The 23726-nt window shown below is 68.4% G+C and carries 21 protein-coding genes; 6 read left to right on the plus strand and 15 right to left on the minus strand.

From position 1 onward, the window contains the following. The first annotated feature begins 55 nt into the window (after nucleotides 1-55). Nucleotides 56-535, plus strand: coding sequence for a DUF962 domain-containing protein (locus tag VGN58_RS14125; RefSeq protein ID WP_327483817.1), 480 nt, complete (start codon nucleotides 56-58; stop codon nucleotides 533-535). Nucleotides 536-613: 78 nt separating this feature from the next. Here the strand turns inward: VGN58_RS14125 and VGN58_RS14130 are convergent, their stop codons facing one another. From VGN58_RS14130 to VGN58_RS14170, 9 genes are all read right to left on the minus strand, one after another. Then, on the minus strand, nucleotides 614-1465 hold the full coding sequence (locus tag VGN58_RS14130; RefSeq protein WP_327483818.1) for an SDR family oxidoreductase: 852 nt from the start codon (nucleotides 1463-1465) through the stop codon (nucleotides 614-616). A 3-nt stretch (nucleotides 1466-1468) separates the two neighbouring features. Beyond that, nucleotides 1469-1843, minus strand: a complete 375-nt coding sequence (locus tag VGN58_RS14135; RefSeq protein WP_327483819.1) for a Na+/H+ antiporter subunit G — start codon at nucleotides 1841-1843, stop codon at nucleotides 1469-1471. Then, complete coding sequence (locus VGN58_RS14140) at nucleotides 1840-2103, minus strand: K+/H+ antiporter subunit F (protein ID WP_327484671.1); 264 nt, start codon at nucleotides 2101-2103, stop codon at nucleotides 1840-1842. Before VGN58_RS14140 ends, VGN58_RS14135 begins: the two co-directional genes overlap by 4 nt. 17 nt (nucleotides 2104-2120) lie before the next feature. Beyond that, nucleotides 2121-2621: a Na+/H+ antiporter subunit E gene (locus VGN58_RS14145; protein WP_327483820.1), complete on the minus strand. Its 501-nt coding sequence runs from the start codon at nucleotides 2619-2621 to the stop codon at nucleotides 2121-2123. 2 nt (nucleotides 2622-2623) lie between these two features. Then, a complete protein-coding gene (locus VGN58_RS14150; protein ID WP_327484672.1) occupies nucleotides 2624-4189 on the minus strand; it encodes a monovalent cation/H+ antiporter subunit D in 1566 nt (521 codons plus the stop codon). Continuing rightward, nucleotides 4189-4611, minus strand: coding sequence for a Na+/H+ antiporter subunit C (locus VGN58_RS14155; RefSeq protein WP_327483821.1), 423 nt, complete (start codon nucleotides 4609-4611; stop codon nucleotides 4189-4191). Before VGN58_RS14155 ends, VGN58_RS14150 begins: the two co-directional genes overlap by 1 nt. A gap of 13 nt (nucleotides 4612-4624) precedes the next feature. Next, on the minus strand, nucleotides 4625-7456 hold the full coding sequence (locus VGN58_RS14160) for a monovalent cation/H+ antiporter subunit A (RefSeq protein ID WP_327483822.1): 2832 nt from the start codon (nucleotides 7454-7456) through the stop codon (nucleotides 4625-4627). 91 nt (nucleotides 7457-7547) lie between these two features. After that, on the minus strand, nucleotides 7548-8498 hold the full coding sequence (locus tag VGN58_RS14165; protein ID WP_327483823.1) for a calcium/sodium antiporter: 951 nt from the start codon (nucleotides 8496-8498) through the stop codon (nucleotides 7548-7550). 72 nt (nucleotides 8499-8570) lie between these two features. Then, nucleotides 8571-9191: a lectin gene (locus VGN58_RS14170; RefSeq protein WP_327483824.1), complete on the minus strand. Its 621-nt coding sequence runs from the start codon at nucleotides 9189-9191 to the stop codon at nucleotides 8571-8573. 127 nt (nucleotides 9192-9318) lie between these two features. Between VGN58_RS14170 and VGN58_RS14175 the strand changes: the two genes are divergently transcribed. Further along, complete coding sequence (locus VGN58_RS14175; RefSeq protein WP_327483825.1) at nucleotides 9319-9870, plus strand: hypothetical protein; 552 nt, start codon at nucleotides 9319-9321, stop codon at nucleotides 9868-9870. Nucleotides 9871-9877: 7 nt separating this feature from the next. Here VGN58_RS14175 and hmgA read toward each other — a convergent pair whose 3' ends face one another. The 3 genes from hmgA to hppD form a co-directional block, all read right to left on the minus strand. Further along, entirely contained in the window at nucleotides 9878-11182 is a 1305-nt protein-coding gene (hmgA, locus tag VGN58_RS14180; RefSeq protein WP_327483826.1) for a homogentisate 1,2-dioxygenase, read from the minus strand. Nucleotides 11183-11198: 16 nt separating this feature from the next. After that, nucleotides 11199-11588: an endonuclease domain-containing protein gene (locus VGN58_RS14185; RefSeq protein ID WP_327483827.1), complete on the minus strand. Its 390-nt coding sequence runs from the start codon at nucleotides 11586-11588 to the stop codon at nucleotides 11199-11201. 109 nt (nucleotides 11589-11697) lie between these two features. Beyond that, a complete protein-coding gene (hppD, locus tag VGN58_RS14190; protein ID WP_327483828.1) occupies nucleotides 11698-12795 on the minus strand; it encodes a 4-hydroxyphenylpyruvate dioxygenase in 1098 nt (365 codons plus the stop codon). Between the two features lie 78 nt (nucleotides 12796-12873). On the opposite strand from hppD, the gene VGN58_RS14195 reads away from it, so the two are divergent. After that, complete coding sequence (locus tag VGN58_RS14195) at nucleotides 12874-13347, plus strand: MarR family transcriptional regulator (RefSeq protein WP_327483829.1); 474 nt, start codon at nucleotides 12874-12876, stop codon at nucleotides 13345-13347. A 207-nt stretch (nucleotides 13348-13554) separates the two neighbouring features. On the opposite strand, the gene VGN58_RS14200 is transcribed toward VGN58_RS14195, so the two are convergent. The 3 genes from VGN58_RS14200 to VGN58_RS14210 all read right to left on the minus strand — a co-directional run bounded on the left by VGN58_RS14200 (nucleotide 13555) and on the right by VGN58_RS14210 (nucleotide 17768). After that, entirely contained in the window at nucleotides 13555-15060 is a 1506-nt protein-coding gene (locus VGN58_RS14200) for an oligopeptide:H+ symporter (RefSeq protein ID WP_327483830.1), read from the minus strand. Nucleotides 15061-15245: 185 nt separating this feature from the next. Beyond that, nucleotides 15246-16823, minus strand: a complete 1578-nt coding sequence (locus VGN58_RS14205; protein WP_327483831.1) for an AbgT family transporter — start codon at nucleotides 16821-16823, stop codon at nucleotides 15246-15248. Between the two features lie 84 nt (nucleotides 16824-16907). Further along, the gene (locus tag VGN58_RS14210; RefSeq protein ID WP_327483832.1) at nucleotides 16908-17768 is read right to left on the minus strand and encodes a tryptophan 2,3-dioxygenase; all 861 of its coding nucleotides are present in this window, start codon (nucleotides 17766-17768) and stop codon (nucleotides 16908-16910) included. A gap of 209 nt (nucleotides 17769-17977) precedes the next feature. Between VGN58_RS14210 and VGN58_RS14215 the strand changes: the two genes are divergently transcribed. From VGN58_RS14215 to VGN58_RS14225, 3 genes are all read left to right on the plus strand, one after another. Continuing rightward, on the plus strand, nucleotides 17978-21223 hold the full coding sequence (locus VGN58_RS14215) for a lamin tail domain-containing protein (protein ID WP_327483833.1): 3246 nt from the start codon (nucleotides 17978-17980) through the stop codon (nucleotides 21221-21223). 274 nt (nucleotides 21224-21497) lie between these two features. Next, a complete protein-coding gene (gene pdhA, locus VGN58_RS14220; protein WP_327483834.1) occupies nucleotides 21498-22583 on the plus strand; it encodes a pyruvate dehydrogenase (acetyl-transferring) E1 component subunit alpha in 1086 nt (361 codons plus the stop codon). A gap of 8 nt (nucleotides 22584-22591) precedes the next feature. Next, nucleotides 22592-23635: an alpha-ketoacid dehydrogenase subunit beta gene (locus VGN58_RS14225; protein WP_327484673.1), complete on the plus strand. Its 1044-nt coding sequence runs from the start codon at nucleotides 22592-22594 to the stop codon at nucleotides 23633-23635. Nucleotides 23636-23726: the final 91 nt, after the last annotated feature.

The following is a 23726-nucleotide window of genomic DNA, read 5'->3' on the forward strand; positions in this document are numbered from 1 at the left end:
CCCGGGCTGGGGTATGCTCCATACCCTGCCGCATTGCCATCCTCGGGAGGGATGAATGAACGCGACCGCGCAACGTCCGGTGGACCGCTGGTTCGCCAGCTATTCCGGCGACCACGTCAACAAGACCAACCAGCTGATCCATGTCTTCGCCGTGCCGGCGATCCTGTGGACGGTGGTGGCGCTGCTGTGGTGCATCCCGGTGTTCGGCACCTGGGTGAAGTCCGGCATGTGGGCGGCGCTGGCGATGTTCGGCGCGTGGATGTACTACTACAAACTCTCGCGCCCACTGGGTTTCGGCATGCTGGCGATCTTCATCGCCATGGCCTGGCTGACGCGATGGCTGGAATCGCTGCTGGGCCTGCAGAACCTGCTCTATCTGGCCATCTCGGTCTTCGTGCTGGCCTGGATCGCGCAGTTCATCGGCCACAAGATCGAAGGCAAGAAGCCCAGCTTCCTGACCGACCTCACCTACCTGCTGATCGGCCCGGTGTGGGTGCTCAGCAAGTTCTACCGGAAGATGGGCTGGAAGTACTGAGCGAGTACGGGGTTTCCCGGCTGCTGCGGTGAATGGCATCGAGTCGACATCGTGAAGAGCAGCGGAGCAAGCTCCGCTCTACGCACCGACCGTTCGCCTGTCGACGATGAAGGCACGCGGCGCATACCCGAAATCGCGCCGCGCGGGCGAGGCATCGAATACCAGGTCCTCGCGCATGCGCGCCACCGCATCGTCGGTGAGTCCGCGCATCACGCCCGCCGTGCGGGCCAGCGACAACGTCGCCCTGAACACCGGCATCGGCACCTGCCATAGCCGGGCGGGCGGATCGAGCGCGGCCAGCGTGCGCGCCACCATGTCGCGATAGGCCAGGGCTTCTCCGCCGGGCAGCGCGTACGCCTGCCCGTGCGTGGCGGGCGCTTCCACCACGGCGAGCGCGGCGTCGGCCAGATCATCGACGTGCACCGGCTGGCGTTGTCCGTCGGCGCCGCGCGGCAGTACGAAGAAGCCCATCCGCCGCGCCATCGCCGCGATCCGCGCCAGCGTCTGGTCGCGCCCGGCGCCGTAGACCAGGGTCGGGCGCAGCACGGTGGCCGCGGCGTCCTTCGATGCGGCGGTGTCGAAGACGAGCCGCTCGGCGGCCTGCAGGCGCGCGACGATGTCGCGCTCGTACGCGTCGCCGGATGCCTGCTTCGTATCCAGGCTGGTGGAACCGAACGCGACCACGCGCGGCGTGGCGACCTTTTCACGCGCGTACCACTGCGCGAATCCGTCCAGCGGGCCGGTGCTGAAGATCACGTCGACCGCGTCGGGCAGTCCCGCAATGCGCGCGAACTCGCCCTGCAGCCAATGCACGTTGGCCGATGCGGGACGCGGCGTGCGCGATACCGCGAAGACCTGCCATTCCGCCAGACGGGCCAGCAACGCCTCGCCAATCTGACCCGTGGCACCGAAGACGAGCGCCGTGCGCATGCGCTATCGGGCGTCCTTGCCGTTGTCTTCGTCCACCGTATCGGTCGGCTGCGCCGGCTCGCCGTCCGGCATCGGCGGTCGCTCGGCCATGTGCAGCGACAGTGCCGCCTTCGCCATCAGGTGCGCGCTGATCGGCGCGGTGATGAACAGGAAGGCGGTGATCAGCAGCTCGCGCGGCTGCGGATCCGTGCCGCTCAGCGCGTGGTAGCCGACCGAGGCGATCAGCATGCAGCCCACGCCCAGCGTGCTGGCCTTGGTGGGGCCATGCAGGCGCTTGAAGAACTCCGACAGCTTGAGCAGGCTGAAGGAGCCGACCAGGACGAAGAAGCTGCCCACGGCCAGCAGCAGCACCAGCAGGATGGCGAAGACCCAACTCATTCGACGATGTCCCGGCGCAGCACGTACTTGCTCAGCACCACCGTGCCAACGAAGCCCAGCATGGCGATGATCAGCGCCGCCTCGAAGTAGACCGCCGTGCCCAGGTACATGCCGAACAGCACCAGCAACGCGATGGCCGATACGAACAGGGTGTCCAGCGCCAGGATGCGGTCGGGCACCGTGGGGCCGCGCACCAGCCGCACCAGCGCCAGCAGCATCGCCAGTCCCACCACGTGCATCGACGCGATGATGGCGTACATCACCAGGGCCTGGGGGGTCACGGGAAGATCTCCATCAGCGGCGCCTCGTAGCGCGTCTTGATCTGCCGGACCACCGCGTCGGCATCGTCCAGGTTCAGCACGTGCACGAGCAGGTGGCGGCGATCGTCCGACAGCACGGACGACACCGTGCCCGGTGTCAGGGTGATGATGCTGGTCAGCGCGGCGATGCCATGGATGTTGCCGATGTCGAGCGGCACCCAGATGAAGCCCGGCCGGATCTTCCGTTCCGGCCCCAGCACCTGCAACGCCACCGTGACATTGGCCGTCACGATATCCATCGCCAGTACGCCGAGCATGCGGGGCACGCTGCGCAGTCGGCCGATGGAAGCGAATTCGCGGTCCAGCCGCGCGGCGAACGGGGGAATCAGCAGCGCCAGCAGCAGTGCCATCACCACGTGGCCCGCGCTGATCTGGTCGTTCATCAGCAGCCAGAAGCAGAATACCGTCACGCTCAGCGGCAACGACGGCAGCCAGCGCTTGCGCCATGTAGTGCTCATGCTCAGGGCTCCCTCAGGATGGGGGCGGCGGCGCGCACGTGGTCGACGTAATCGCCGGGCGCCCGTATCTGTTCGGCGGTGGCGCGCGTGTAGTCCAGCACCGGCGCCGCGGCCAGCACCAGCGCCACGCCGTAGCCCAGCAGCACGAGAATGGCCGCGGTCTCGAGCGGGCGCGAAGGCGCCGCGGCCAGATCCTGCTCCGGCGTATAGGCCTCCAGCTTGTGCGTACCCGCGTCGGGCCACGGTTCGACACGCCAGAACAGACGTGTTCCCGCGCGCGCCAGGCCGACCAGCATCAGGAAGCTCGTTCCCAGTACCAGCGACCAGATCCACAGCGTCCGCGGACCGGCCGGCACCGCCTCCAGCAGCAGCAGCTTGCCGATGAAGCCCGACAGCGGCGGCAGGCCCGCCAGCGAGACCGCTGCCACCAGGAACAGCAGACCGGGTACGGTCTTGTCGGGCAATGCCGCAATCAGGTCCTTGCGGTCGCTCGCCCGGCCGCGGCGGCGACGGATCAGGTCGGCCAGCAGGAACAGCGCGGCGCCTGCGAAACTGCTGTGCACCAGGTAGTACAGCCCCGCGCCCACCGTCCCGACGGTGCTCAGCGAGAACGCGACGAACAGCGTGGCTGCCGAACCCAGCACCAGATAGGCCGCCAGCGCACGCAGCCGGACCGCGGCCAGCACGCCCAGCGACGCCAGCACCAGCGTCACCGCGCCCAGCGCCAGCAACGCCGGCCAGGCGAAACCGTCCAGCGGCCCCGACGCCCCGAAGGTCAGCGTGCCGAGCCGCAGCACCGCGTACAGGCCCACCTTGGTCATGATGGCGAACAGGCCGGCCACCGCCGCCGGTGCGTGCGTATAGGTTTCAGGCAACCAGAAATACATCGGCAGCAGCGCGGCTTTCGCACAGAACACCACGAACAGCAGGCCCGCCGCCGCCTGCACCAGCGCCAGGTCGCCCGGCGGCAGCTGCGCCACGCGCGCGGACAGCTCGGCCATGTTGAGCGAACCGAGCATCCCGTAGAGCAGGCCCAGCGCGATCAGGAACAGCGTCGAGGCGGCGATGTTGAAGGCGACGTAGTGCAGGCCGGCGCGCATGCGCTCACCACGCCCGCCGCTGAGCATCAACCCGTACGACGAAATCAGCAGCACTTCGAAGAACACGAACAGGTTGAACACGTCGCCGGTGAGGAACGCACCGTTCAACCCCATCAGCTGGAACTGGAAGAACGCATGGAAGTGCGGCGCGCGCCGGTCCCAACCGGCGCACGCGTGCAGCAGGCAGGCGGCCGCGAGCAGCAGCCCGACCAGCAGCATCAGCGCCGACAGCCGGTCGACCATCAGCACGATGCCCAGCCGCGCCGGCCAGTCGCCGAGCAGGTAGACGGACACGCCGCCCGATGCCGCCGACGCGACCAGCACGCCGCACACCGCCAGCATCGCGGCGATCGAGACCCAGGCGACGATCCGCTGAGGCACCATGCCGAACCGGCGATGTTCGAAGAACAGCGCGATGGACGCCGCGAACAGCGGAATCAGGATCGGCAGCGCCGGCAGGTGCTGCATCATGCGCGCGCCTCCGGCTCGTCGCCCTTCACCGCCTCGCGCGCTTCGTCATGGCGGCGCTGTTCGCTGGCCAGGAACTGGCGCTCGGCCTTGCTGCCGTCGACATGGTCGCTGTCGTTGTCGCCGCGGCTACGGATGGCCAGCACCACCGTCACCGCCGTCATCGCGAAGGCGATCACGATGGCGGTCAGCACCAGCGCCTGCGGCAGCGGATCGGTGTAGTTCGCCAGTGTCGGCGCCACGCCTTCGCGCAGCACCGCCGGCTTGCCCGGCACCAGCCGGCCACCGCTGAAGATCAGCAGGTTGGTCGCGTACGACAGCAGCGTCAGCCCGAGGATGACGTCGAAGCTGCGCGCACGCAGCAGCAGGTACACCCCGGCCGCGGTGAGGATGCCGATCGCGCTCGCCATCGCCAGTTCCATCAGGACATCCCCCTCAACGCAGCTCTCCCGTGCGGGTGGAACGCTCGCCCGGCTCCATCACGCCCAGGTGCGACACGCGTGTGCGCGACGGCCGGATGGTGCCCATCATCGACAGGATCAGCATGGCGCCGCCGAACACCACCAGGTACACGCCGGTATCGAAGCCGATGGCGCTGGCCAGCGGCACCGTCCCGATCACCGGCAGCTCGAGATCGAGATGCCCACTGGTCAGGAACGGCACGCCGAAGCCCATCGACGCCACGCCGCTGACACCGGCGACGATCAGGCCCACGCCGATGCAGCGCACGTAATCGAACCCGAACCGCGACTCCACCGACGCCGCGCCCTGGATCACGTACTGCACCAGCAGCGGCACCGCCAGCACCAGGCCCGCGATGAAGCCGCCGCCCGGCGCGTTGTGCCCGCGCAGGAACAGGAAGACGGACACCGTCAGCGTCAGCGGGAACATGATCTGCGCCAGGTCCGCCGGCACCGGCAGCTGCACCGGCGGCCCCGACATGATCTTCTCCGGCGCCATCCGCGCACGCCGCAGCAGCGCATGCACGATCAGCGCCGCGATGCCGAACACGGTGATCTCGCCGAACGTATCGAAGCCGCGGAAGTCCACCAGGATCACGTTCACCACGTTGGCGCCGTAGGCTTCCGGCAACGAACGCGCGAGCAGTTCGCCGCTGATGGTGTCCGCCGGCCGCATCATCATCTGGTAGGCCAGCGTGCCCACGCCGGTACCTGCGGCCAGCGCCACGACGATGTCGCGCAGGCGGCGGCGCGGCGTGCGCTCCGGCGGCGAGCGTGGCGGCAGGTAATGCAGGCCCAGCAGCAGCAGGACCAGGCTGACCATTTCCACCATCAGCTGGGTCAGGGCCAGGTCCGGCGCGGACAGGAAGACGAAGGCCAGGCTGACCATCAGGCCCGCACCGCCGAGCACGATCACCGCCAGCAGTCGCTGCCGGTAGAGCCGGATGGTCCAGACCGCGCACACCACCAGCACCAGCCACAGTAGCCAGCCCAGCATCGGCATCGGCTGCGGCGCGCGCCACTGCAGTGGCGGCGCGGCGGCGGTGACGAAGGGCGCAGCGCCCGCCACCATGGCCGCGAGCACCAGGAAGAGCAGGCTGCGCTGCAGGCTCCCGTTGGCGATCCGCGAGGTGAAACGGCCCGCCAGCGCATACAGCGCCTCCATGTTCCAGCGGAACACGTGGCGCCCCAGCGAATGGCGCACGATGGCGTGCAGGTCGAACAACCGGCGCAGCCCGAAATACAGGGCGATGCCTCCGGCGATGCTGGCCAGGCTCATCAGCAGCGGTTTGTTGATTCCGTGCCAGACCGACAGGCTGTATGCCGGCATCGCATCGCCGAGGATGGCGGCGGCGCCGGCGTGCAGCACGGGCGCGACGGTCCACGCGGGGAACATGCCCACCGCGACGCAGAGCACCACCAGCACCTCCACCGGAATCTTCATCCAGCGCGGCGGCTCGTGCGGCGCCACCTTGCCCACGTACGGATCGTCGCCGAAGAACGTCTCGTAGACGAACCGCAGGCTGTAAGCCACGCCGAAGATGCCGTACAGCAGCGCCGCCACGGCGATGCCGTCACGCATCGCGCGGTGCCCCGGGATGTCCAGCGCTTCGGCGAAGAACATCTCCTTGGACAGGAACCCGTTGAGCAACGGAATGCCCGCCATCGCCAGCGACGCGATGATCGCCAGCGCACTGGTCACCGGCAGGTAGCGGCGCAGGTTGCCGAGCCGCCGCATGTCGCGCGTGCCGGTCTCGTGGTCGATGATGCCCGCCGCCATGAACAGCGACGCCTTGAAGGTGGCGTGGTTGAGGATGTGGAACACGCCGGCCACCACCGCCATCGGCGTGGAGATGCCGAACAGCAGCGTGATCAGGCCCAGGTGCGAGATGGTGGAATACGCCAGCAGGCCCTTCAGGTCGTGCTGGAAGATCGCGAACCACGCACCGACCAGCAGCGTCAGCGCGCCCACGGTGGTGACCACGTAGAAGAACAGGTCGGTGCCCGCCAGCGCCGGATGCAGGCGCGCCAGCAGGAACACGCCGGCCTTCACCATCGTCGCCGAATGCAGGTAGGCCGACACCGGCGTGGGCGCCGCCATCGCATGCGGCAGCCAGAAGTGCACCGGGAACTGCGCGCTCTTGGTGAACACGCCGGCCAGCACCAGCATCAGCGCCCACGGATACAGCGGGCTGGCGCGGATCAGGTCGCCCGAGGCCAGCACCACGTCCAGGTCGTAGCTGCCGACGATGCGTCCGAGCAGCAGCACGCCGCCGAGCAGCGCCAGTCCACCGGCGCCGGTGATCGCCAGCGCCATCCGCGCGCCCTCGCGCGCGTCCTGGCGATGCGACCAGAACCCGATCAGCAGGAACGAACTGATGCTGGTCAGTTCCCAGAACACCACCAGCAGCAGCAGGTTGCCGGCCAGCACCACGCCCAGCATCGACCCCATGAACAGCAGCAGGCAGGCGAAGAAGCGCGGCGCGCTGTCCTTCGCGCTGAGGTAGTAGCGCGCGTACATCACCACCAGCGCACCGATCGCCAGCACCAGGCCGGCGAACATCCAGGCCAGCCCATCGAGCCGCAGCGTGAAGGCCAGGCCGATCTGCGGAATCCACGCATGGTCGGCGCGCAGGTTCCAACCCTGCAGGACGCTGGGCGTCACCCACGCCAGCAGCACCAGTCCGAGCAGCGGCGCCAGGCCCGCCAGCCACGCGGTCGCACCGCGCGACAGGCCGCGTGCCAGCGCCACCACCAGCGCCAGCGCGAACGGCAGCGCGAGCAGGATTTCGAGAAATGGAATCATCAACCGCCTTGCGTTGCAGGGAATGGGTCATTCGCGAGCAATCGCCCCGAGTTTAACAAACCCGTTCACATAAGCCTGACCCGCTGTTCAGTCAGGCGAGCAACGCGACTTCCAGGATCACCCAACCCACAAAGGCCGCCAGCAGGATGCCGCCTTCCACGCGGCTGATGCGCAGGTCGCCGCGCAACATCGGGTACAGCACCAGCACGAAGGCGATGGCCGCCGGCAGTTCCAGCCGCACGAACGACTCCGGCAGCGACAGCGGCCGGAACGCCGCCATGCCGCCCACCACCACCAGCAGGTTGAACAGGCTGGACCCGATGACATGGCCCGCGACCATGTCGCCCTGCCCGCGCCGCGCCGCCATCGCCGCGGCGGCGATCTCGGGCAGCGCCGTGCCGATCGCCACCGGCAGCAGGCCGGTCAGCAGCGGCGACAGGCCCCAGTGCGCGCCGATCACCGGGGCGCCCTGCACCACGAACCGCGCGCCGTAGTACAGCAGCGCCGCCGCCACGACGAAGCGCAGCAGGTTCATCCACAGCACGGTATGCGTGGTCGCGAAGGCCACGACCTCGGTGCGTACGCCCGCGTCCTCGCGGGGCGCGCGCGCCAGCAGGAACGCCAGCGACGCCACGAAGCCCAGCAGCAGTACGCCGCCCTCGACACGGCCGACCACGCCATCCAGGCCGAACACGATGAGCGCCAGCACGGCGAGCGCCAACAGCACCAGCAGCGATGAGAGAACGCGCATGCGTACCAGCACCGGCGCCACCAGCGCGGCCACGCCCAGGGTCAGGCCGAGGTTGACGATGTTGCTGCCCACCGCATTGCCGAGCGCGAGATCCTGCGAACCCACCCACACGGCACGCGCATTGACCGCCAGTTCCGGCAGCGAGGTGCCGAACGCGATCAGCAGCAGGCCGGCCACGAACGGCGATGCGCCCAGGCGCTGGGCCAGGCCCGAGGCACCCTTGACGATGGAATCCCCGCCCAGCGCCAGCAGCACCAGGCCCAATGCGAAATATCCCCAGGCATCCGCCATCGCCGCGCTCCCCGTCGAGTCTGCAGCGATTCTATGCCCGGCCCGCCGATGCGGCCAGCCGGGCGGCGCCGATCAGGAGCAGCCTTCCACGTATTCGACCTGCGGCGACAGGCCCACGCGCCACGAGGTCACCTTGCCGGCGGCATCGGCTTCAAAGATCAGCTGGGTCGGCGCCACATCGCCCGCATCCATGGCCAGATACTGGCCACCCTGCGTGTACTTGTGGGGCGAGGCCTTCAACGCGCCGCCATAGAGCTTCTGCAGTTCGTCGATGCTCATGCCGACCTTGCCACCACCCGGCGCGGTTTCCTTGTCGGTGCCGACGTCGTACCGGACGAACTTGCCCTCTTCCATCATGAAGGCGAAATCGGCGGGCCGGGTGATCCACTTCGGCCACAGGTAGTGGCAGGTGGTGCCCTCCATCGGTGCGCCGTTGAGTTCGCCGCCCCAGGCCGCGCGCGCTTCATCGATCGTGCTGCCCAGCTTCATGTCGCCGTAGCCGAGGAAACTGGCCTGGCTCACCGGCCCGGCCGGCGCGGCCGTGTCGTCCACGGCCGGCGTCGGTGCCGGCGCTTCCGCCATCGGCGTGCTGGTCGCGGTGGTCTGCGGCTCCACCGCCGGCGCACGGGCTTCCTCGCGCTGGCATGCGGACAACAGCGTGACGACCATCACGATCGGCAACATCGACTTCATCGGCGCTCTCCAGTGCACAAACGTGAATCGTAGCGTTCGTGCGTTAAGTCGCCGCGATGAAGCCGCGCTGTCATCGGCACTTCATCGTCCACGGCTAGCCTGCGCGCGATCTTCCGGCAGCCCGCGCATGCGTCCCTCCAAGACCGATCTCGCCCGCCAGACACTGCAGGCCCACACGGGCGCGCTGGGCATGCGCGAGCGGCGCGCGTTGATCCTCTGCGACGGGCAACGCGACCTGGCGGAACTGGTGCGGCTGCTGGGACAGGACGCACCGCTGCTGATCCAGCGCCTGGTTAGCGGGGGCTATCTGGGCATCGCCGCGACGACGCGGGAGCCGGCAACGCCGCCTGTCGTCGAACATGCGCCTGTCGCCACGCCCGCCACGACCGGCACGACCGGCACGCGACGCTCGCTCGTCGCCGCCAAGGTCTACCTGTCGGGCATGCTGGAACTGCAGCGCGACGAAGGGGCGCGCCACCATCGCGAGCGCCTGCAGTCGCGGCTGGACGACGATGCGATGCGCGACGCGATCGCCGACGCGCTGCGGTTCCTGGAAGGCAGGGTGGCCGCGACACTGGCCGGACGCATCCGCACGCGCGTGTTCGAGGCACTCCCGCCCGATGACCTGCGACACCTGCAGGAACGTCTCGCCGAGCAGGCGGAGAACGCCCTGCCCTGAGCGCGGCTCAGCCCTTGGGCGCGAAGTGCTTCTGCAGGCCCGCCCAGCAGGCCTGGTAATCGCGCTGGCGATGCGCGGCCTCGACCGCCTGCCGCGTCGGCCGGATCACCGCGCGCGTCTCGAACATGAAGGCCATGGTGCCGGTGATGACATCGGGTTTGGTCAGATCGGCGTTCGATGCCTTCTCGAATGTGGCCGCGTCCGGACCGTGCCCGGTCATGCAGTTGTGCAGCGATGCGCCGCCCGGCGCGAAGCCCTCGGCCTTGGCGTCGTATACGCCATGGATCAGGCCCATGAACTCGCTGGCGATGTTGCGGTGGAACCACGGCGGCCGGAACGTGTCCTGCGCCACCAGCCAGCGCGGCGGGAAGATCACGAAATCCATGTTGCCCACGCCGGGCGTGTCGCTGGGCGAGGTCAGCACCAGGAAGATCGACGGATCGGGATGGTCGAAGCTGATCGAGCCGATGGTATTGAAGCGGCGCAGGTCGTAGCGGTACGGCGCGTAGTTGCCGTGCCATCCCACGACATCCAGCGGCGAGTGGCCGATATCGGCGCGCCACAGGTGGCCCTGGAACTTGGCGATCAGCTCGAACCCGCCCTCGACGTCCTCGTACGCCGCCACCGGCGTCTCGAAATCGCGCGGATTGGCCAGCCCGTTCGAGCCGATCGGCCCCAGGTCGGGCAGGCGCAGCGCGGCGCCGAAGTTCTCGCACACATAGCCACGCGCCTCGCCGTCGGGCAGCTCGACCAGGAAGCGCACGCCGCGCGGAATCACCGCGATCTGCTGCGGCTCGACCTCGATCACGCCGAACTCGGTGGCGATGCGCAGGCTGCCCTGCTGCGGCACGATCAGCAACTCGCCGTCGGCGTCGTAGAAGTACCGGCCCTGCATCGAGCGGTTGGCGGCGTACAGGTGGATGCCGACACCGTGCTGTCCCTCGGGACCGCCATTGCCTGCCATCGTGTACAGGCCGTCGACGAAGTCGGTCGGCGTCTCCGGCATCGGCAGCGGCGACCACCGCATCTGGTCCGGCGACACCGGCCCCGCGCTGAAATCGCTGTGCAGCCGGTGCTGCGCATATGGCGCGAACGGGCCGTGCATCGCCGCCGGGCGGATGCGGTACAGCCAGCTGCGGCGGTTCTCCGCGCGCGGCGCCGTGAACGCGGTGCCGCTCAGTTGTTCCGCATACAAGCCGTGCGCGACCCGCTGCGGCGAGTTGCGGCCTTCCGGCAGCGTGCCGGGAATCGCCTCGGTGGCGAAGTGGTTGCCGAAGCCGGTCTGGTAGGTGTTGCCACTGTTTGCATTCATGCTCATCGTGTCCCGATCAAAGCCCCTCTCCCGGCGGGAGAGGGGTTGGGGAGAGGGCCGGCCGCGAGGCGAAATCCCAGATCGCCGTGACCACCGCCTCCACCTCCCTCAGCACATCGTTGTCCCAGAACCGGACGACCCGCCATCCCTGAGACTGCAAGTATCGCGTTCTTGCAGCATCCGCGGCCGGCGAATGCTGCGAACCATCCAGTTCCACCACCAGGCGCGCTTCGACGCAGCAGAAATCGACGATGTAGGGCGGAACGGGATGCTGGCGCCGGAACTTCAATCCCTCCAGGCGTCCTGCCCGCAGGTACTGCCACAGCCGGCGTTCGGCATCGGTCATGCGCCTGCGCAACTGCTTGGCATGATCGAGCGTGTGGGTCGGCAAGCGTGGCTTGCTCATGCAGGACCTCCTGTCCTTGCTGATCCGCTTTCCTGACACGGCAAACCATAAGGCTTCGCCCTCCCTCTCCCCAACCCCTCTCCCGAGGGGAGAGGGGCTCGAAGAGACCTTACAGCACCCCGCGCTTCATCTGATCCCGCTCGATGCTCTCGAACAGCGCCTGGAAGTTGCCTTCGCCGAAACCCTCGTTGCCCTTGCGCTGGATGATCTCGAAGAAGATCGGACCCAGCGCGTTCTGGGTGAAGATCTGCAGCAGCTTGCGCTGCTTGGTCTCCACGTCGGCGTCGATCAGGATCTTGTTGCGCGCCAGCCGCGCCACGTCTTCGCCATGGTTCGGAATACGCTGGTCGATCACCTCGAAGTACGTGTCCGGCGTGTCCAGGAACGCGATGCCGGCCTCGCGCATCTTCTCCACCGTGGTGTAGATGTCGTCGGTGAAGCAGGCGATGTGCTGGATGCCTTCGCCCTTGTACGCGTCGAGGTATTCGTTGATCTGGCTCTTCGGATCGCTGGACTCGTTGAGCGGGATGCGCACCATGCCGTCGGGTGCGGTCATCGCCTTCGACAGCAGGCCGGTCTTGGCGCCCTTGATGTCGAAGTAGCGGATCTCGCGGAAGTTGAACAACCGCTCGTAGTAGTCCGCCCACTTGGCCATGTTGCCGTGGTAGAGGTTGTGGGTCAGGTGGTCGATGAAGGTCAGGCCGAAGCCCTTCGGCATCAGGTCCACGCCCGGCAGGTATTCGTAGTCCGGGTCGTGGATGGTGCCCTTGTCGTCGTAGCGGTCGACGATGTAGAGCATGCAGTCGCCGATGCCCTTGATGACGGGCGCGGCCACGGCCTTGGTCAGTTCGTCGGCGGCGTCGAAGGATTCGGCGCCGTTCTTCAGCGCCTGCACGCGCGCCCATTCGGCCAGCTTCTTCACCCGGATCGCGAAGCCGCAGGCGCTCGGTCCGTGCTCGGCGGCGAAGCGCGCAGCGAAGGAATCCGGATCCTCGTTGATGAGGAAGGTGCAGTCGCCCTGGCGGTAGGTGCTGATGGCGCGCGTCTTGTGACGCGCGACCTGCACGAAGCCCAGCTTGCGGAAGTAATCGTGCAGGTGCTGCGCCTGGCCCTGCGGGGCGGCGAACTCGACGAACTCGAACCCGTCGATGCCCATCGGGTTGTCGAACGTCGTGGGCTGGATGCCAGAATTGGGTTGTGCGGTCATGGGGCGCCTCGCTAGGCTTGCCGGGATTTGACCCATTCTATAGTTTCAGCTGAAACCAACAACAAGTAGCAGCGCAGCATGAGCCAGCCAGCCAGCCCCGCCATCCACGCCGATTTCGACCTCGACCGCCTGTTTTCCTATCGGCTGAGCGTGCTGTCCAACCGGATCAGCAGCGCGATTTCGCGCGAGTACCACCGCCGTTTCGGCCTGGCCATCACCGAATGGCGGGTCATGGCGGTGCTGGGGCGCTTCCCCGGCCTGTCCGCGGGGGAGGTGGCCAGCCGCACGGCCATGGACAAGGTAGCGGTCAGCCGGGCGGTGGCCCGCCTGCTGGAACGGGCGCTGATCCAGCGCGAGATCCACGGCGACGACCGCCGCCGGTCGGTGCTGGCACTGACCGACGAGGGCTTCCGGGTCTACGACGAGGTCGCGCCGATGGTCATCGAATACCACCAGCGCATGCTGGAACCGCTGAGCGAGGACGAGCGCACGATGCTCGACCAGCTGATCGACAAGCTGGCCGGCGAGGGCGTCAAGCGTATCGAGGGTTGAGGCCCCCTCCCGTAGAGCCGAGCTTGCTCGGCTGCGCGATGCGTACGAATCCAGCAGCAGCGGAGCAAGCTCCGCTCTACGAGAAACGGCGGCCGATGGCCGCCGTTTCTCTCTGGATCCCCGCCCCCGACTCATGCATTCGAGGGCAGGCTCTTCGCGGGGATGACGCATCGGCAAAGGCGCGCCCTTCGGGCGCGCGCCGACGCGTCACTTCACGCCGTGCATCAGTTTCTGGATCAGGGGCGCGATCAGGAACAGCAGCGCGCCAGAGCCCAGCAGGATCCAGAAACCCATCGTGTAGCCCGCATGGGCCGACTCGACCGTCATGCCGGTCTCGCCGCTGACGTGGCTGGCGAAGATGCCCGACAGGTTGTTGCCGATGGCGGTGGACAGGAACCAGCCGCCCATGCCGAACCCGACCAGGCGCACCGGCGCCAGCTTGGTGACCATCGACAGGCCGATCGGCGACAGGCAGAGCTCGCCGACCGACTGGATCACGTACACCATGAACAGCGTCCAGAACGGGATCTTGAGCGTCTCCGGATCGACGAGGCTGGACAGCGCGATCATCAGCAGCAGGAACGCCAGGCCGTTGAAGATCAGGCCCAGGCCGAACTTGCGCGGGATCGACGGGTTCTTGCTGCCCATCTTCACCCACAGCCAGGCCAGTACCGGCGCGAGCGTGATGATCGCCAGCGAATTGACCGACTGGAACCAGCCCACCGGGAAGACCCAGCCGCCGAAATCGCGGTTCACGATGTTCTGCGCAAGGAAGTTGAACGAACTGCCGGCCTGCTCGAAGAAGCACCAGAACAGCACGTTGAAGACGAAGATGATCAGCATGGCGATGGCCATGTCGCGCCGCACCGCGCCATCCTTGAAGCCCTCCTTCAGGATCAGCGCGCACAGGCCGACGAACAGCAGCGTCAGGATCCACTGCAGCGCGCCTGCACCGATGGACAGCAGGAAGTAGATCACCGGAATGGCGACGATGGCGCAGACGGCGGTGACCAGCACACGCCCGGCACCTTCCGTGCCCTCCTGCGGTCGCCCGATGCCCTGCAGCTGGGCACGACCGAACCAGAACCACACCAGGCTGATCAGCATGCCGATGCCGGAGACCAGGAACACCACCTTGTAGGCGGGCATGGCAGGCGTGCCGCCCATGATCCGCTCGGCCAGCAATCCGGTCAGCCACGGCGCGATCATCGCGCCCAGGTTGATGCCCATGTAGAAGAGCGTGAAGCCCGAGTCGCGTCGCTCGTCGCCGGTCGCATACAGCTTGCCGACCATCGTCGAGATGTTCGGCTTGAAGAGACCGTTGCCGGCGATCACGGTCGCCAGACCGAGCTTGAACAGCGCTTCGTTGGGCAACATGATCAGGAACAGGCCGGCCGCCATGATCACCGCACCCAGCAGGATCGAACGCTGGTAGCCGATCACCCGGTCCGCCACATAGCCGCCGAACAGCGCTGCCGCGTAGACCAGCGCGAGGTACGCGCCGTAGAGCCGGCTGGCGGGCGCCTCACCGGCACTGTCGCCGCCGTAGAACTGCGCGACGATGTAGAGGGCCAGGGCCCAGCGCATGCCGTAGAACGCGAAGCGTTCCCAGAACTCGGTCATGAACAGCATCCACAGCGGACGCGGATGACCCAGCAACTGCTTGAATTCCGGTATCCGTTCCGGGTTTGGTGTATCGACGGCTCCGCTCATGCGGGCTCCCCCTTCTAAAGTGGTTCAGGACTTCAATGGTCCGTGCCGCGGGCACGGGACGCGCGAGGATTACCGACGCGGGCAGCGGGCGTCAAACCGGCCCGCAATGGCGCACAGGCGCGGCTCCCGCTGTTCAGGGAGCCAAGTGGTTGCAGGAGAAAGGATTTTCCTCGCCGATGGCCCGGTCAGGCCGGCGCGTACTCGTAGCTCGCGCCCACGCCCAACGGCAGTCCCAGCGCCCAGTAGCCCAGCAGGAATAGCGTCCACGTGCCCAGCAGGGCCAGCGAGTACGGCAGCATCATCGCGATCAGCGTGCCGATGCCGGTACCGGTGACGTAGCGCCGGCAGTAGACGACGATCAGCGGGAAGTACGGCATCAGGGGCGTGATGATGTTGGTGGTCGAATCGCCCACGCGGTAGGCGGCCTGGGTCAGGTCGGGCGACACGCCCAGCTGCATCAGCATCGGCACCAGGATCGGGCCGATCAGTCCCCACTTGGCCGACGCCGAACCGATCAGCAGGTTCACCGCGCCGGTGAGCAGGATGATGCCGGCCAGGGTGATGCCCATCGGCAGGCCCAGCGAGCGCAGCAGGTCCGCGCCCTCCACCGCCACCAGCGCGCCCAGGTTGGAGTTGCCGAACGCGGCGATGAACTGCGCGCAGAAGAACGCCATGACGATGTAGTAGCCCATCCCGTTCATCGCCTTGGCCATGCCCTGCACGATGTCGCGGTGGGTCTTCACCGTGCCGGCCGCGTAGCCGTAGACGATGCCCGGCAGCAGGAAGAACACGAAGATCAGCGCCACGATCGACTGCATCAGCGGCGCGGCGGGCGCCAGCAGCGGATGCGTCTGCGGCGGCACCTGGTCGGCGGCCGCGCGCCACGGCGAATCGTCGCCGGCCAGGCTCCAGGCGAACAGCGCCGCCGCCACCACCATCGCGCCCAAGGCCCAGGCCAGGCCGCGGTTCTCCGCGCGCGCCACCGCCTCCATCTGCGGCAGGCCGGCCGGATCGCCATCCACCGGCGTGCCGCGCAGGCGCGGTTCGATCACGCGGTCGGTCAGGAACCAACCCACCAGCACGATCAGCAGCGTGGACGCGGTGGTGAAGTAGAAATTGTTGAGCGGGTTGACCTCCAGCGTCGGCGCGACGACCTGTGCCGCGGTCTGGGTCAGGCCGGCGAGCATCGGATCGAGCGAGGACGGGATGCCCACGGTGGCCGAGAAGCCACCGGACACGCCGGCGAAGGCCGCCGCGATGCCGGCCAGCGGATGGCGGCCCGCCGCATAGAAGATCACCGCGCCCAGCGGGATCACCAACACGTAGCCCGCGTCCACCGCCACATGGCTGAGGATGCCGACCAAGATCAGCATCGGCGTCAGCAGCATGCGCGGGGTGACCGACAGGATCTTGCGCAGCACGGCGTTGATGAAACCGGTGTGCTCGGCCACGCCCAGGCCCAGCATCGCCACCAGCACCACGCCCAGCGGCGGGAAGTTGACGAAGGTCTTCACCAGCCCGGCCATGAAGCCGGTCAGCGAGGTGCCGGCCAGCTGGTCGACGATCCGGATGGGCTCGCCCGAGCGCGGATCGATCGCGCTGAACGACACGCCCGACAGCCACCACGAGACCAGCCACACCACCACCATCAGGATCAGGAACAGCGCCGCCGGGTCGGGCAGCCGGTTGCCCGTGCGTTCGACCAGGTCGAGCAAGCGGGTGGCGAGGGAGCGGCGTGCGGTGTCCTGGGCGGTAGGCGTCATCGGCGGGAGCGGTCCTGCGGGTAGGTTCCGCCGCATGCTACCAGCCCCGCTTGCCGCGCTTGCCCAGTGTGAGGCGCCCCTCGTTCAGCGGCCGGGCCCGATCGAGGTGCGGACATCGAACAGTTCCGGGAAGAACGTCAGCTCCAGCGCCTGGCGCAGGAACCCGACGCCACTGGACCCGCCGGTGCCGCGCTTGAAGCCGATGATGCGCATCACCGTGCGCATGTGGCGGAAGCGCCACAGCTGGAACTGGCTCTCCAGGTCCACCAGGTCCTCGCACAGCGAATACTCCCGCCAGTAGCGGTCGGTGTCTTCGTAGATGGCCTCGAACACCGGCAGCAGGGCAGTGTCGGCGGCGTGCGACTGGCGCCAGTCGCGCTGCAGGTGCTGCGCCGGGATGGCATGGCCCCAGCGCGCGAGGTACATCAGGAACTCGTCGTACAGGCTGGGCGCATCGAGCACCGCTTCGAGCCCGGCATGGCCCTGCGGATCGTGCGAGAACACCTTCAGCATCGCGGCGTTCTTGTTGCCCAGCAGGAACTCGATGGTGCGGTACTGCAGCGACTGGAAGCCGGACGACGGCCCCAGCAGGTCGCGGAAGCCCATGTATTCGGACGGCGTGAGCGTCTCCAGCACCGACCATTGTTCGGTCAGCTGCCGCAACACCTGCTTGCTGCGCGCCAGCACCTTGCGGCACTGCCACACCTGGTCGCGCTGCAGGAAGCCGATGGCGGCCTGCAGCTCGTGGATCATCAGCTTCATCCACAGTTCCGAGACCTGGTGCTGCACGATGAACAGCATCTCGTCGTGGTGCGCCGGGTCCGAGACCGGGTGCTGCGCGGACAGCAGACGGTCCAGCTGCAGGTAGCCGCCGTAGCTCATGCGGCCCGACAGGTCGGTGTGGATGCCGGCTTCCAGCGGGCGTTCGTTCTTCTCTAGGGCCATCCGTCGATCCACCGGGCGCCACGGGATGCGGCGGGGGCGCCAGCGTAACCGATGGCGCTCGGGGCACCTGACAAGCCGAATGAAACCGGGCACTTATGTCATGCCGATGAAATGCGTGTAGCCCAGGCTTTGGTTACATTGCGTCGGCCGGGGGCGGGTTCGCCTCCGACAGGGGGCGGCGTCCATTCCACCGAGGGAGAACCCGTTACATGGAAATGCCACGGGGCCGCGTCGCGGCCGTGCTTGCGTCTTTCGTCCTGCTCCTGGCCGCCACGTCGGCGCAGGCGCAGGTGGTCATCAGCCAGGTCTACGGCGGCGGCGGCAACAGCGGCGCCACGCTGAAGAACGACTTCATCGAGCTGCGCAACAACGGACCCACCGCGGTCGACCTGACCGGCTGGAGCGTGCAGTACGCCTCCTCCACGGGCACCACCTGGAATGGCCGCACCAACCTCAGCGGCAGCATCTCGGCCGGCGGCTTCTACCTGATCCAGCAGGCGCAGGGGGCCGGCGGCACGGTGGACCTGCCCACGCCCGACGCGGTGGGCACCATCGCGATGGCGGGCACCGCGGGCAAGGTCGCGCTGAGCCGCAGCACCACGGCGCTGACGGGGGCCTGCCCGATCGCCGATGCCAACGTGGTGGACTTCGTCGGCTTCGGCAGTGCCGCCAACTGCTTCGAAGGCAGCGCGCCGACCGGCACGCTCAGCAACACCACCGCCGCGCTGCGTGGCGGCGACGGCAGCATCGACACCGACAACAACGGCGCCGACTTCGCGGTCGGCGCGCCGAATCCGCGCAACAGCGGCGCCGAGCCGCCGGAACCGCCCGATCCGCCGCTGGCGCTGACCATCGCCCAGATCCAGGGCAACGGCCTGCTGTCCCCGCACAACGGCAAGCGCGTGGTCACCGAGGGCATCGTCACCGCGATCAAGTTCAACAACGGCTTCTTCCTGCAGGCCGCCAACGATGACGGCGACCCGGCCACGTCCGACGCCGTGTTCGTCTTCACCAGCAGCGCGCCGCCGGCCACCGCCGCCGTCGGCAACCGCGTGCGCGTCACCGGTACGGTGGAGGAATACACCCCGTCGTCCAATCCGCACCAGCTGGCGATCACCGAGATCGTCACGCCGACAGTGGAGGTGCTGGAAACCGGCGTGGCCCTGCCCGCCGCGATCGAGCTGACCGCCGCCGAACTCGGCCCCGACGCCCTGCCCGGTACGCTGGAACGCCTGGAAGGCATGCGCGTGAGCGTGGCGCAGTCGGTGGTGATCGCGCCGTCGGGCGGCAGCATCGACGAGAACGACGCGCTGTCCTTCAGCGACGGGGTGTTCCACGTCGCCCTGCCCGGCGTCGCGCGTCCGTTCCGCGAACCCGGCATCGGCGTGATGGATGCCATCACCCTGCCGGCCGGCAAGAACCCGCCGCGCTTCGACACCAACCAGGAACGCCTGATGGTGCGCAGCCGCGGCCAGGTCGGCGCGCAGCCGCTGTCGGTCGACACCGGGGCCGAGGTCGCGGGCCTGCTGGGCGTGCTGGACTACTTCGCCGGCACCTGGGCGCTGCTGCCCGACGTGGGCACGCCGCCGACCGTCAGCGGTGGCCGCCTGCCGGAAGCCGTCAACGACCCCAGCTACGACGAAGTCACCGTCGGCAGCTTCAACCTGCTGCGCCTGTTCGACGAGGTCAACGACAGCAACGGCGCGGTGACGCTGACGCCGGAAGCGCTGGACAAGCGCCTGGCCAAGGCGGCGCTGGCGATCTGCGACTACCTGAAGGCGCCGGACATCCTGGGCGCGGTGGAAGTGGAGAACCTGCGCGTGCTGCAGCTGCTGTCCGAGCGCATCGACGCCACCTGCGCCGCGCGCCCGGGCTACGTGCCGTACCTGCAGCCGGGCAACGACGTGGGCGGCATCAACGTCGGCTTTCTGATCAGCTCGCGCCCGACCGCTGATGGCCTGCCGCGCGTGGAGGTGCTGGACGTGGCCCAGTTCGGCAAGGAGACCACCATCGCCAATCCGAACGGCACCACCAGCGTGCTCAACGACCGTCCGCCGCTGCGCCTGCGCGCCCGCGTGCACCAGGACGCGACCTCGAGCTACCCGCTGACGGTCATCGTCAACCACCTGCGTTCGCTCAACGACATCAACGACACCCTGCCCGGCAGCAGCGGCTGGGCCACCGGCGGCGAGCGCGTGCGGGTGAAGCGCGGCGCCCAGGCGGTCTACCTGGCGCAGCTGGTGCAGGAGATGCAGCAGGCGAACCCGGACGAGAAGATCGTGCTGGTCGGCGACTTCAATGCGTTCGAATTCAACGACGGCTACGTGGACGTGATGGGCATCATCCGGGGCAACGCCGCGCCGGAAGACCAGGTGCTGACGTACATGCCCAGCCCACTGACCGTGCCGCTGGTCGACGGCTCGCAGCTGATCGCCGATCCCGCACAGCGTTACTCGTATTCGTTCGAGGGCAACGCGCAGACGCTGGACCATGTGCTGGTCAACGAAGCCCTGGTGATGGACGCCGGCCTGCGCGTGGACCATGCGCGGATCAACGCGGACTTCGGCGTGGACAACTTCGGCGATGCCTCGCTGGCCGTGCGTTCGTCGGACCACGATCCGGTGCGCCTGAGCATCCGCGTTCCGTCCTTCGCCCGCGCCGACCTGTCGGCGGCGGTGACGGCGGACCGCAGCAGCGCCAGCGTCGGCGAGACCGTGCGCTACACCGCCACGGTACGCAACGCCGGTCCCGGCGCGGCGTCGCCGGCGGCGTTCGCCTTCGTGTTCTCGGCCGAACTGTCGCCGTCGCTGGCCTCGCTGCCGGCGGGCTGGAGCTGCGCGGCACCGGACGTCGCCGCCGGCACCACGCGCGTCGCCTGCACCGTGCCGTCGCTGGCGGTCGGTGACGAAGCGACCTTCGCCATCGACGCCGTCGTCCCGGCCAGCGCAGCGGGTGCCACGCTGGGCCTGGGCGTGTCGGCCAACTCGACCGTGTCCGACCCGGCCGACGGCGACAACACCGCCGCCGTCTCGGTGGCCGTGGCCGCGTTGCCGCAGACCCGCGCCGACCTGTCGGTGAAGCTGCTGGGCGCCGCCCTGCCGCTGCGTCGCGGCACCATCGCCACGCTGCTGGTGCCCGTGCGCAATGCCGGTCCCGATGCGGCCGAGCAGGTGACGGTGCGCCTGACCAGCAATGTCGATGCCCGCTACGCCGCCGTCGCCGCCCCCAGCGGCTGGAGCTGCACGCGCGTGCAGGACACCGCCGAGGGCGCCGCCGCCGACTGCAGCCGCCGGGGCGCCATGTCCCGCGGCGTGCAGACGCTCGCCTTTGCGCTGGTGGTACCGGGCAAGCCGAAACGCGGGACGGAACTGGAGTTCGAGGCCACGGTGAGCAGCACGACGACCGACCCGGACCCCGCCAACAACCACGACCGCCTGGTCCAGCGCATCCGCTGAACTTGCTCGCGATCGTGGGGTCGACAGGGGCGCGGGCAACCGCGCCCCTTGTCGTTTGCGCAACCCGCGACGCGCATCACCGGTTTGCCGCTCCAGCTGGATGCAGACTGACACCGAGCGCCATCGGGGCAAGCATCTGTTTCCGCACCGTTTTCCGCGCCGGGTCGCCCGCCATCCACCCCCGTCTTGTTGCATTGCACGACGGCTACACAGCGCTCCGCTCCTAAAATTACATTTGAAACCAATTCCGCCGGCCGACGAGACCCCCGTCCAGATGAGCATCGCCGCAAGCTTCGAGATCGAATACCTACAGTACCTGGGCCCCGACGGCACCCTGGTGCGCGACGACCTGCCGGAGGCCGGGCGCGATGTCGCCCGCCTGCGCGAACTGTTCAAGCAGATGCTGTTCGTGCGCACCTTCGACACCAAGGCCATCGCGCTGCAGCGCACCGGCAAGCTGGGCACCTATGCCGCCTGTTTGGGCCACGAGGCCACCCATGTCGGCATCGGCGCCTCGATGCGCGCCGGCGACGTCTACGCGCCCAGCTACCGCGAATACGGCGCCATGTTCATGCGCGGGGTGAAACCGCGCGACGTGCTGATGTACTGGGGCGGCGACGAGCGCGGCAGCGACTTCGACCGCGACAGCGATGCGCGCAACGATTTCCCGTTCTGCGTGCCGATCTCCACGCAGTGCCTGCACGCGGCCGGCGCGGCGCTGGCGTTCAAGCTGCGCAAGCAGCCGCACATCGCGGTCGCGACCTGCGGCGACGGCGGTTCTTCGAAGACCGACTTCTACGCCGCGCTGAATTCCGCCGGCGCCTACGAGCTGCCATTGGTGTTGGGCGTGATCAACAACGGCTGGGCGATCTCGGTACCGCGCAGCGCGCAGACCGGCGCGCAGACGCTGGCGCAGAAGGGCCTGGCCGGCGGCCTGCACTGCCTGCAGGTGGACGGCAACGACCTGATCGCCGTGCTCGAGGGCATGCGCCGCGCCAGCGAACGCGCCCGCAAGGGCCAGGGCGGCACGGTGATCGAGTTCGTCACCTATCGCCTGTCCGACCACACCACCGCCGACGACGCCCGCCGCTACCGCGACGACGCCGAAGTGAAGGCCGGCTGGGAACGCGAACCGATGACGCGCCTGCGTACCTGGCTGACCGCGCAGGGCGCCTGGAGCGAAGCCGACGAAGCCGCGTGGAAAGAGGAATGCGGCGCGCGCGTGGACGAAGAGGTCAACGCCTACCTCAACACGCCGGTGCAGCCGGTCGAGGCGATGTTCGACTACCTGTACGCCGATCCGCCGCCGGAGCTGCTGCAGCAGCGTGCCGCCGCGATCGCCGCGGAGAACCGCCCATGAGCACCGTCATGAAGCCCGAGAACAAGCCTGTGGGAGCGACGTCGGTCGCGAAGCCGGACGCCGTGGCGACCCCGACCGCCATCACCCTGATCGAAGCCATCACCCAGGCGCTGGCCTGGGAGATCGCGCACGACGACGCCGTGCTGGTGCTGGGCGAGGACGTGGGCGTGAACGGCGGCGTGTTCCGCGCCACCGCGGGGCTGCAGCAGAAGTTCGGCCCCGAGCGCGTGCTCGACACGCCGCTGGACGAAACCACCATCGCCGGCCTGACTATCGGCCTGGCCGCGCAGGGCATGAAGCCGGTGGCCGAGGCGCAGTTCGACGGCTTCGTCTATCCGATGGTCGACCACATCATCTGCCACGCCGCGCGCCTGCGCACCCGCACGCGCGGCCGCCTGCACTGCCCGATGGTGCTGCGCGTGCCGTGGGGCGGCGGCATCCGCGCGCCGGAGCACCACAGCGAGGCCAACGAAGCCATCTTCACCAACGTGCCCGGCCTGCGCGTGGTGATGCCGTCCTCGCCGCAGCGCGCCTACGGCCTGCTGCTGGCGGCGATCCGCGATCCGGATCCGGTCATCTACATGGAGCCGAAGCGCATCTACCGTCAGTACAAGGAAGTGGTCGCCGATGACGGCGAAGCACTGCCGCTGGACGTGTGTTTCGTGCTGCGCGACGGCACCGACGTGACCCTGGTGACCTGGGGCGCGCAGGTGAAGGAAGCGCTGGAAGCCGCAGACGCGCTGGCCGGCGAAGGCATCAGCGCCGAAGTCATCGACGTCGCCACGCTGCGTCCGCTCGACTTCGACACCATCGCCGAATCCGTCGCCAAGACCGGGCGCTGCGTCATCGTGCACGAAGCCCCGCGCACCGCCGGCTTCGGCGCCGAGATCGCCGCGCGCCTGGCCGAGCAGTCAATGTACGACCTGCTGGCCCCGGTCGAGCGCGTCACCGGCTACGACACCCACATCCCGCTGTTCCGCCTGGAAATGAAGTACCTGCCCAGCGTCGACAAGATCGTCGCCGCGGCGAAGCGGGCGATGGCGAACGGGTGACTCCATCGCCTACCTAACCCGTAGAGCGGAGCTTGCTCCGCTCCGCAGGCCGGGAAAAAGCAGCGGAGCAAGCTCCGCTCTACTATCAGAA

The sequence above is a fragment of the Pseudoxanthomonas sp. genome, from assembly GCF_035999195.1.
Lineage (GTDB): Bacteria > Pseudomonadota > Gammaproteobacteria > Xanthomonadales > Xanthomonadaceae > Pseudoxanthomonas_A.